The following is an 11,623-nucleotide window of genomic DNA, read 5'->3' on the forward strand; positions in this document are numbered from 1 at the left end:
GTAGTAAAATGGTTGTATTATATTTATAGGCAACCAATTTCTATTTTCCAGGTAACTAATTATGACTATGAGCAAAGCTACACCACAGCGCTTTTTACCGCTGGACGTTTTCAGGGGACTGACCGTATGTTTTATGATTATTGTGAATACGCCGGGATGGGACACGGCCTATTCCATTCTTAACCATGCAAAATGGCATGGCTGTACACCGACCGACATGGTATTCCCTTCCTTTCTCTTTGCTGTAGGAAATGCGATGAGCTTTAGCATGCGCAAATTCGCAGAGCTGGACAACAAAACAGTGCTGGCAAAGATCTTCCGCCGTACTATCCTTATTTTCCTGCTGGGTTACCTGATGTACTGGCTGCCCTTTGTGCGGCATACCGATACCGGCCTGGAATTTATTCCCATTTCAGACACCCGTATCCTGGGCGTATTACAACGTATCGCCCTCTGTTACTGCTTTGCCTCCCTGCTTATTCACTATCTGCCTAAAAAGGCGGTATGGGCCGTGAGCGCATTATTCCTGCTGGGCTACTGGGCCATCATGTATTTCTTCGGAGATCCTGCCGATCCTTACAGCCTGACCGGTAATGCAGCGATACATTTTGACAAACTGATACTGGGCGACAAACACCTGTATCACGGTGAAGGCATCGCATTCGACCCTGAGGGGCTGCTAAGCACACTTCCGGCTATTGTAAACGTCATTGCCGGCTACTTTACCGGCCTGTTTATCCAGGAACATAGTAAAACAGCGCTGGGGCGCAAGCGCCTGTTACAGATGGGCGGACTGCTTATACTGGTGGCTTTACTGTGGAATACAGTGTTCCCTATCAATAAAAAGCTCTGGACCAGCTCCTATGTGCTCTTTACCGTGGGAATTGACCTCTGGATCCTTGCTATACTGATTTATGTGATCGACTATAAGAAACAGGAACGCTGGACTGGCTTCTTCACCGTTTTTGGTAAGAATCCCCTGTTCCTCTATTTACTGTCTGAAGTACTGGTTATTTTCCTCTACTTCTTCCAGGTAGGCGATATGAGTGTGTTCCGCTGGATCAATACCTACATTTTCCAGCCTATACTTCCGGGAAAAGCAGGCTCGCTGCTGTTCGCCCTGGTGTATATGCTGCTCTGCTGGACCGTAGGTAAAATACTTGATAAAAAGCGTATATACATACGTGTTTAGATCAGGATATCCTATCTTAGCTAAATAATGACGACAACGGCTTTTGCAGATCATTGTGTAATAATCAGTTATCTATTAGTATGGAACTATCGTTAAAGGGGAAAACCGCCGTTATCTGTGGAAGCACTCAGGGTATAGGATTGGCTACAGCCAGGGAACTGGCGGTATTGGGTGCGGAATGCGTCCTGCTGGCCAGGAACAGAGATACGCTAAAAGCCGTTGTAGCCACACTGGCCACCGATCATTTACAGGAACACAGTTACAAAGTAGCCGATTTCCGGGATACGCAACAGGTAGAACAAACTATCCAGAGTATTACAGAAAGCAAAACAGTGCATATCCTCGTGAACAATACCAGTGGCCCTAAAACAGGCCCTGTAATGGAAGCTGATATTCACGAATTTACAGATGCCTTCCAGCAGCATCTGATCATCAATCATATACTTGTACAGGCAGTCATAGCCGGCATGACCGCTGCCGGCTATGGCCGCATTATCAATATCATTTCGACATCGGTAAAAACGCCGCTCAGGAACCTGGGCGTCTCCAATACCATCCGTGCAGCAGTGGCCAACTGGGCCAAGACCATGGCTAGTGAACTGGCGCCTTATGGCATCACTGTGAACAATGTCCTGCCCGGCACGACCAATACCGCCCGCCTGCAGGCCATCCTGGAACAGAATGCCGCCAGACGCAATACCGTGGTGGCCACCATTGAAGAGGAACTGCTGAATGAAATACCAATGAAACGGTTTGCCGACCCGAAAGAGATTGCCGCCGCCGCTGCATTTCTGGCTACGCCGGCCGCTGGTTATATTACCGGCACCAACCTCTGTGTAGATGGAGGGAAAACACCTGTGCTATAAATGGCATACCAGTCTCACGACATACCATGTGAGATATTCACCTGATAACAGACAAGATCTTATACAAAGTAAAGGCCCCGGCAAAAACCGGGGCCTAATTCATCACTTTTTACTATTACAAATTGAACAAGTGTGTATCTGATCTAACAAAACTCCACATTCCTGACTCATTCTGTAAAGCAAAAACGGAAATTCATTTACGCAAGCGGGAAAACTGTCCCGCTTTTATGTTACTCCTTGTCAAACCATAAACGGGTAGTCAGCTGATCGGCGCCCTGATTGGCCACAGCTTTCTTATAATTAACCCCGTTCAAAGCCTGTTCAGAAGATGGATAAGTCAATCTCAATGGCATCTTGCCGGCACCAAGTGCACCGGTATATGCCGGCGTCAGTTTAGGATAGTCCAGTCTGCGCCATTCTGCAAAACCTTCCAGCCCTTCTCCAAACAGCGCCAGCCATTTCTGATCACCAATGGATTGCTTGTAGTTAGCAGGATTGTATAGCACCGAAGGCTGTGCCAGGTAAGCTGTTACATTCAGGTCGCTTACATTATACTGCTTCAGTGAAGTAGTCACCGCCTTTGTGTACAGCGTAGCTGCATCACCGGATAATAATCCGACCTGCGCGGCTTCAGCCCTGATGAACCACAGTTCAGCCGCATTGAACAATACAGCAGGAGCCGCAGTAGCAGTGAATACCGCACCAACATCAGAAGTCTTGTTCAGACCCAGACGGGCTGCAGAATCAGTACGCAGACCATTCGTAACACCTACGATCTTGTTAGTATCTCTTGGCAGTGCACCATAGATGGTCAGACGCGGATCATTTAATGCATTCAGCTTGTCTACCACACTCTTACTGATCCTGTAATCATTACGGGTTTCCCTGTTCTTGGCTACCGGGTTCTGGTTAGGAGATGCCTGATAGATCAGTTGTGCATTGTCTGAATTGTCAATGATCAGGTTATTGTCGTCAGCCCCTATTTCATCAAATACTGCTTTCGCCGCAGCAAACTCTTTGTCGGAAATACGCAGTGCAATACGCAGTCTTAAAGAGTTGGCGAACTTCTTCCAACGCTGCATGCTTCCGTTGTACAGGATATCGCCGGCAATAGGATTATCTGACGTAGAGATCAGTCCTACCGCTGTTTTCAGCTCTGCCAGCAGGCCTAAATAAATATCACGCTGTGTATCATATTCAGGCGTCAGGTATTGCTCGATCTGTGAAGTCTGCTTATAAGGCACATCACCATACAGGTCTGTCAACACCTGGAAGATCCATGAACGCATAATGATACCTACCGCCTTATAGTTAGGATTATGCAGGGTATCTCCCAGCTGTATCAGTTTGGTAAAATCGGATACGCCCTGTGCATAGAAGTTATTCCATACCGCCTGGATACTGGTAGCCGCAGGCACATACCTGTCGGGATCAGTATACTGGATCTTGGCCCAGTATTGTACGTACAGCAGACTGGTTTCCATAGAGGCGTCAGTACCCCAGTAAGTATCCACATTGGCTTTGATGCCATTGGTCAGCAGGTAGTCTGGCTGTACTGTTTCAGATTCATTTGGGTTCTTGTTAATGTCTTCCAGCTGTTTCGTGCAACTGCTGAAGATCACTGCTGCACCTGCCAGACCCAATATATATTTAACTAATTTCATGATTGCTACGTTTAAACTGTTCATTAAAAGGATACCCGCAGGTTAAGACCGATACTACGCGTTGTTGGGATCTGTAAGGTTTCAAGACCTTGTCCGTTACCAGTGTTGAACGCTGTTTCAGGATCGATGTTTGGCACCTTCTTGTCAATATAAAAGAGGTTACGTCCGGTTACAGTCAGGTTCACCGCCTGCAGCCCCCATCTGTGGATCAGCTCCTGTGGCAGCGCATATCCCAGTCTTACTTCACGCAGTTTGATGAAAGAAGCACTATATACACTTGTTTCATTCAGGGAAGAACTATACACAGATTTGTAATAGGTCTGCGCAGATACCAACTGCTCATTCTTTTTACCATCAGCAGTTACACCATCGAAGACCATACCGTCATGATGTACGGTCTCTCCGTTCGGCGTTGTTGCATTATGATCTGCCAGACGTATCGCGGTAGTACCCGTATTGTTGGCATAGTAATAAGGAAGACCGCCGTGTTCTTCATCACGACCTGGTAAACTTGCCGCCAGTACACCTGTATAGATACCGGTGTAGTTGGTACCTGACCAGATTTGACCACCCTGTCTTGTATCGATCAGGAAACCGACTGTGAATCCTTTAAAGGAGAAGTTGTTGTTTACACTACCAGTCCATTTCGGCGTAAAGTAACCCAGCACCTTTTTATCGTCAGCGATCTGCGGCGTACCGGCAGCAGCGCCAGATTCATTTACCAGTACACGTCCCTGTGCATCACGTTTGTAGGCTTTACCATACAGCGCACCATAACGTTTTCCTTTGCTGGCCAGTACCTGGATGTTGCCGGAGCTACCCAGTACATAATCATTCAGGAATCCTTCTTTATCCAGCTCAATTACTTTACTGATATTCTTCGCATAATTGAAGTTGATGTCCCAACGGAAACCTGAAGCTGTTGTTATCGGAGTTCCTCCTAAGGTTACTTCCACACCATGGTTGTTGATCTTACCTGCATTCAGCAGTTTTTTCAGGTAACCGGTAGTGGCGCTTACATCAGCCAGCAATATCTGGTTGTAACTGCTGGATGTATAATAGGTCACATCGGTATGGATCCGGTCATTGAAGAAACTTGCCTCCAGACCTACTTCCGATGCTTTGGTGATCTCAGGTTTCAGATCTTTCTTCAGGAATTTATCATTCACTGTCAGCAGCGGGTTGCTACCGAAAGGCTGGCTGAAAGGATAAGTATTGATCAGCTGATAAGGATCTGCGTCTTTACCAACCTGTGCCCATCCACCTCTGATCTTCAGGGAAGACAACACATCGCCTTTAATACCCAGCGCATCGCTCAGTACCACAGCTGCGTTCACGGAAGGATAGAAATAAGAGTTGTTTGCCGCAGGCAGAGTAGAAGAGCGGTCGTTACGTGCGGTAACGTTCAGGTATGCCCAGTCCCTGAAGCTCAGCTGTGCAGATGCAAATGCGCTATATACTCTCAGTTTGGAGAAATAGCTGGTAGAGATCAATGGGTCCCTGGAGTTGTTCAGGGTATACACATCTTTCACCGCCAGTTTAGGCGCCTGCTGATAGTTCTGCTCGAACTGATTGGTACGCTCGTTAGCGCCGATCAATCCGTCAATAGAGAAGTCGCTGTTCAGTTTCTTCTTCGCATTCAGCGTAAACTCAATATTGGTTTCTGTTACCAGGTAGTTATCCTCTGTATAGGAACCGAATGGAGTACCGTTGGTATAGAATGCTACCTTGTATTTACGCTTGTCGTTGTAAGTATCTGTACCTACACGCAGATTGGCAGAGAGCCAGTTAGTGATATCGTAAGAGAGACGGGCATTTCCGAAGAAACGGTTACGTACCTGTCCTACTGTATTTTCGTTCTGGATCCAGTAAGGATTGCTGTAATAACTGTGGTTCCAGTTGTAGTCTGTACCATCAGCGTTTTTATAGTTACGCAGCAGTTTGGTATCTACCTGACGGCCGAACCAGATGAACTGCAGGGTCACACTGTTACCGCGACGACCATCCACACCGGGAAGGTTGTCTGCGCCGCCCCTGGTATAGTTAGCGAATGTGCTCAGGGTCAGTTTAGGAGCGATACGGTAGGTACTGTTCAGTGTAAATGAGTTACGGGTGATGCCTGTGTTAGGCAGGATACCTGTCTGTTTGGTATTATTAAAAGAGAAGCGGTAATCCAGTTTCTCGTTGCTGCCGCCAACAGATAAACCATTGTTCAGCGTATAACCTGTTTCATAGAAATCTCTCACGTTATCAGGATGCGCCACAAAAGGAGCCGGCTGACCGTTAGAGAAGAACTGAGGGATCAGACGGCCATCCATTTTCGGTCCCCAGCTTTCATCTGTACCATCATTTAATCCACCGCCTTTACCATCTACATAGGAGAACTGTCCGCCGGAACCCTGTCCATAAACATCCTGGAACTTAGGCAATACCAGCAGGCTCTCGAAGGTAGCGCTGGAGTTTACAGTAATACCCAGGCCTTTGGCGCCTTTACCGGTTTTGGTTTTGATCACCAGTACGCCCGCCGCTGCACGTGAACCGTACAAAGCCGCAGCATTAGGACCCTTCAATACGTTCAGCGATTCGATGTCGTCCGGGTTCAGGTCGGAAATAGCGTTGGCAAAGTCACGGCCTGTACCAATACCCAGCTGGCTGTTATCTACCGGCACACCATCTATAATGAACAGTGGCTGGTTGTTACCTGCTATGGAAGTTTCACCACGGATAATGATACGGGAAGAACCCAGGTTACCCTGGCTGTTGGTCACCGTTACACCAGCGATCTTACCTGCCAGTGCATTTACCAGGTTGGTTTCCTTGGCTTCAGCGATGTCTTTCGCCTTCAGTTCCTGTACGGCATAACCGAGGGAACGTTTTTCCCTGGAGATGCCCAGCGCGGTTACCACTACTTCGTTCAGGCGGCTCTCAGCACTTTCCAGCGCAATGTTGACTACCTTACCTGTACCTACTACCTGGTCTACCGGATTATAACCTATGAAAGAGAAATGAAGTGTATCAGTTGGTTTTGCTGTGATGCTGAACTTACCATCAGCATCTGTGTTTGTACCACGGTTAGTTCCCTTGATAGTAACGATCGCGCCTGGAATACGCTGCGCATCGGAGCGGGAAGTAACAACACCGGATACCTTGTTATCCTGCGCCTGTGCCCACTGCAGGCCCAGTAACACGAACAGCAGTATGCCAGCTGTTGTTTTTAATTGTTTGATCATTGTATCAGATTTACGGATTGTTTTAAGAATGATTCCTGATCTGTCGGGACAAAAAAATTCCATCTGCCAGGCGACGGCCTGCAGCAACGACGATTAGTTGGTTTACTATTTAATTATCTGAAAACTGGCTTTACATACACATGTAAGAAGAACAATGCATGCCGGTACAACACCGGGACATGGTTTCGGCTGATTTACTACAGACTTCTGCTGCGGTACCCTTGTTGAGCATATAGGCTATGACCATTTAATGTTGGCGTTTAATTATAGCGCCAAAATTAACATACATTTAGTAATCTACAAAACAAGTAGACTTAATAGGCTGAATAATATTTATTCTTGTTTAGATAATATCAGTAAGAGGGGAAATAAGTACCTAATGATCCTCTGCTGGCAATAATCCTGCGTCCTGGAGCTGTTTTTTTACTGCCGGGTTCGCGCTGTACTTCGATATAGGATCTTTCAGATTCTTCGCATCCAGGGTTAAGGGATTAAATTTATCACGGTATGCATCAGCGAAGGCATTACCATATATCAGGTTCATCCAGGCGTAGTAAGGTTCATACCTGCCATATCCCCTGTATTGCCAGAATTGATCCATCTGCCGGGTAAATTTTTCAAGACCGGCACTAAACTCTTCTTCAGTTGCCTTTGTAATGGGCTGTTTCCGCTTCAACGCGTCCAGCTGCTCCTTTTTATAGAGGGTAATACTGAAATGTGAACCGGTATCTTTTCGAATGGCTGCCAATGCTTCCTGCATGGTCTTATATCCATTGTCCACGCCATCTGCACAAAACATTACCAGGGAATCCTGCCGCTTGAAATACTGGAAGGTAGTGCAGAAATAGACATTATCGTCCGACAGATGGATCGTATACATTCTGCCATTATCAAAGACCCGCCTCACTTCCAGACGCTCCTCACCGCTCCCCTTGCCGGGCGCCCCTGCCAGCTTTACCTGCCTGGACGGACCATCTGTGTTATCCACAATCAGTTCATCATCATCAATCTTCAGATGACAAACCGGCGCATTCCCGGTAGTAAATGTATACCAGTCCCCTTTCTGTGCGAATACGGGAGAAATAAGCATACATAAAAGAGAGCAGAGGCTAATTGACAAGGATCGCATAACATTAATTAAAAAGGTTATTCACTTTGTTCCATGAGACTGAATATTATCTTCTTCTCCCCTTCATTCAAATCATTACCGGTCGTGGAATCAGCAGGTATAAAATGCCTTTTGAAGGCTTTTATAGCGGCCACCGTATCCCGGGTATCGTATCCCACAATACGTAGCGCCTGTTTGCTGCTGAAATCTACCGGCAAAATGATCTTTGAAGTATCTCCGTACCATAAGCCAAACCCCTTCTCCGCCAGCTGCTGCCACGGGAAATAAGCACTGGGATCTACCTTACGGCTGGGCGCAATATCTCCATGACCAATGAAATTGGCTGCGGGGATATTGTACCGGTGCTTCAGGGAATCCAGCAACACCAGCAGGCTGTTGATCTGCTGTGACTGAAACGGCACAAGCCCGTTATTATCCAGCTCTATACCGATGGAGCAGGAGTTCATATCAGTGACGTTTCCCCATTTGGACAGGCCGGCATGCCATGCACGCAGATAGTCGTTCAGCATATGATTGATCGTCCCATCGCCACAGATCACATAATGTGCGCTCACCTGTGTACGGGGCAGGGTGAAGGTGCGGAAAGTAGAATCGCAGGAGCCCTGTGCTGTATGATGAATAATAACATAGTTAGGCTTCCGCATACTAAAATTCGTAGTGCCGATCCAATTTACTGCTGTGGGAGCGCCGTCTGCAGGTACCGGTGCAGGCTGTACTCTCAGCACATTGGCATATTGCTTTGCCTGCTGACGGTACGCCTTATTGGTCGTTGCATAAGGTTTAGGAGCACAACTGTATATCGTTGCGGCCATTACCCATAACATTAAACGTGGATATGGTTTCATAGTGTTCATCTTTGGTATCTTAATTTAATGATTATCCGTTAATTAACAACGAAGCCCGGCTCGTTTTAAAGCGGCCGGGCTTATTGTTCGTATATGATTGACGTCAGTCTGGGACTGATATGCTGATTATTTCAGTTCCTGCGACAGGGAATAAGGTGCATCCTTGTCAGCAGTACCTCTCGTTTTGTTAGGCACTGCATCCATATCGAAATTGATGGTGGCGCCTTTCAGGATCGCGTTGTGATCCAGCCAGTTATTGGTATATGGCTTACCGTTGAAAGTCATACCCTTTACATAACGGTTTGCCTCACTGTTCTTAGGCGCGGTGATGATCAGCTGTTTGCCGTTCTCCAGCGATACAGTGGTCTTTTTAAATAAAGGTGCACCTACTACGTACTGCTGTGTACCCGGACATACAGGATAGAAGCCCATAGCCGTAAATACATACCAGGCAGAGGTCTGACCATTATCTTCGTCACCACAGTATCCCTCAGGAGTAGCGGAATACAGGCGGTTCAGTACTTCCCTCAGCCAGTATTGCGCTTTCCATGGCTGACCCGCATAGTTGTACAGGTAGATCATGTGCTGGATAGGCTGGTTACCATGTGCATACTGGCCCATGTTCATGATCTGCATCTCGCGGATCTCATGGATAGTGCCGCCATAGTAGCTATCGTCAAATACCGGAGGCATTGCAAATACAGAGTCCAGCATATCTGCGAAGATGTTTTTACCACCCATCAGGTCTATCAGGCCCTGAACGTCGTGGAATACAGACCAGGTATAATGCCAGCTGTTACCTTCTGTGAAGGCATCACCCCATTTGAACGGATTGAAAGGAGTCTGGAACTTGCCGTCTTTGTTCTTACCACGCATCAGCTTTGTTTCAGGATCAAATACATTGCGATAGTTACGAGCCTGTTTTGCAAACCTTTCTACTTCAGCAGCCGGGCGTTTCAGTGCCTTGGCCAGTTTGTAGATGGTGAAGTCGTCATATGAATATTCGAGTGTACGGGCAGTGTTCTCATTCACATTCACATCATAAGGCACATATCCCAGTTCATTGTAATATTTCACACCGGCGCGGCCAACAGATGTCAGCGGACCAGCATTGTCTGCATTTTTCAGGAGCGCTTCATAAGCAGTGTTCACGTCAAAACCGGTCACACCCTTTAAGTAAGCATCCGCGATCAGGGAAGCTGAGTTGGAACCGATCATACAGTCACGATGACCAGGGCTTGCCCACTCAGGCAACCAGCCGCTTTCCTTGTAGGCATTCACCATACCTTCCATGATGTGCGCATTCATTGACGGGTACATCAGGTTGAAGAACGGGAAGACAGCGCGGAAAGTGTCCCAGAAACCATTGTCAGTGAACATATAACCCGGCAGTACCTGGCCATTGTAAGGGCTGTAGTGTACCACGGCGCCTTTGGCGTCATATTCATAGAATTTACGTGGAAACAGCATGGCACGGTACAGGCAGGAATAGAAGGTGCGGGTCTGGTCGGAAGTACCGCCTTCCACCTTGATACGGCCCAGTTCTTTGTTCCAGGCAGCTTTTGCCTTATCCTTAACAACATCGAAGCTGCTGCTGCCGATCTCCTTCTGCAGGTTCAGCTCAGCCTGTTCAGGACTGATAAAGGAAGACGCTACTTTAACGTTCACCTGCTCCCCTTTCACCGTAGCAAAACCGATCACGGCGCCTACGTGTTTGTCCTGGGCTTCCGCTTCACCGGCTTTCAGTTCACCGTTTTTGAAGGTCGCCACATAAGTGAATGGCTTATCGAAAGTCAGTACGAAGTAGTTTTTAAAATTGGATGGTACGCCACCACTGTTTTTGGTGGTATAACCTACGATCTTGCGTTCAGCCTGCAATACCTTGATATAAGAGCCTTTGTCCAGTGCGTCGATCACTACAAAGGCGCTGTCAGTCTTAGGATAGGTAAAACGGATAGCCGCTGCCCTCTCTGTAGGCGTGATCTCAGTGGTCACATTATGATCAGCCAGGTATACGCTATAGTAGTATGGTTTAGATACTTCAGCTTTATGAGAGAACCAGCTGGCTCTGTCATCTTCCTTGAATTTTACCTTTCCGGTTACCGGCATGATGGCAAACTGGCCATAGTCATTGATCCATGGACTAGGCTGGTGGGTTTGTTTAAAACCGCGCAGTTTATCTGAATCGTAGGTATAAGCCCAACCGTCTCCCATTTTACCGGTCTGAGGCATCCAGAAGTTCATACCCCATGGAGTGGCAATAGCAGGATAGGTATTACCTGTAGACAGGGAGCCTTTGGAATCGGTACCCATCAGCGGATTGACCCATTCTACAGGATCGGTTACGCTGTTGACAGTTTGCGCCTTTACCCAGCAGGAGGCCAGCATAAGGGCGGATAGAATAACTCTTTTCATGTTGAGACTGAATGGAATTTTAGCTTTTATAGTCTGTAAAAATAGCTTTTCAAGCGAAAAGTGGAAGTCTATTTTTTAAAATGGCGAAACCGTGACCAACACGGAGGCTTAAATGATTTAGCTTTGCACCTCGGAGTGCCATCTTTATTTTAAAACTAATATATTCGTAACCGCAAGAATAAACCTGCCCCAATTTTTTAAGTCAAACGATATATTTTGTCGTTTGACAGACGAAAAGAGGCCATGTGATGTTTCTTTATACGACAAGATGCCAATCTGCCG

General features: G+C 47.1%; 7 protein-coding genes. 2 read left to right on the top strand and 5 right to left on the bottom strand.

Going from position 1 to position 11,623, the window contains the following annotated elements:
• Positions 1–67: 67 nt before the first annotated feature.
• Complete coding sequence (locus F3I09_RS12055; protein WP_149695272.1) at positions 68–1,192, top strand: acyltransferase family protein; 1,125 nt, start codon at positions 68–70, stop codon at positions 1,190–1,192.
• Positions 1,193–1,272: 80 nt separating this feature from the next.
• Positions 1,273–2,058, top strand: a complete 786-nt coding sequence (locus F3I09_RS12060) for an SDR family oxidoreductase (RefSeq protein WP_149695273.1) — start codon at positions 1,273–1,275, stop codon at positions 2,056–2,058.
• A gap of 230 nt (positions 2,059–2,288) precedes the next feature.
• Here the strand turns inward: F3I09_RS12060 and F3I09_RS12065 are convergent, their stop codons facing one another.
• The 5 genes from F3I09_RS12065 to F3I09_RS12085 all read right to left on the bottom strand — a co-directional run bounded on the left by F3I09_RS12065 (position 2,289) and on the right by F3I09_RS12085 (position 11,341).
• A complete protein-coding gene (locus F3I09_RS12065) occupies positions 2,289–3,722 on the bottom strand; it encodes a SusD/RagB family nutrient-binding outer membrane lipoprotein (protein ID WP_149695274.1) in 1,434 nt (477 codons plus the stop codon).
• A 23-nt stretch (positions 3,723–3,745) separates the two neighbouring features.
• Positions 3,746–6,952 carry a SusC/RagA family TonB-linked outer membrane protein gene (locus F3I09_RS12070; protein ID WP_149695275.1) on the bottom strand — a complete coding sequence of 1,069 codons (3,207 nt, stop codon included), beginning with the start codon at positions 6,950–6,952 and terminating at the stop codon, positions 3,746–3,748.
• A 376-nt stretch (positions 6,953–7,328) separates the two neighbouring features.
• Positions 7,329–8,081, bottom strand: a complete 753-nt coding sequence (locus tag F3I09_RS12075; protein ID WP_149695276.1) for a hypothetical protein — start codon at positions 8,079–8,081, stop codon at positions 7,329–7,331.
• A gap of 17 nt (positions 8,082–8,098) precedes the next feature.
• Entirely contained in the window at positions 8,099–8,926 is an 828-nt protein-coding gene (locus F3I09_RS12080) for an N-acetylmuramoyl-L-alanine amidase (protein WP_149695277.1), read from the bottom strand.
• Positions 8,927–9,052: 126 nt separating this feature from the next.
• On the bottom strand, positions 9,053–11,341 hold the full coding sequence (locus F3I09_RS12085) for a GH92 family glycosyl hydrolase (RefSeq protein WP_149695278.1): 2,289 nt from the start codon (positions 11,339–11,341) through the stop codon (positions 9,053–9,055).
• Positions 11,342–11,623: the final 282 nt, after the last annotated feature.

Origin of the sequence: Chitinophaga sp. CF418, from assembly GCF_900142925.1 — a bacterium.
In the GTDB taxonomy this organism is placed as follows: domain Bacteria; phylum Bacteroidota; class Bacteroidia; order Chitinophagales; family Chitinophagaceae; genus Chitinophaga.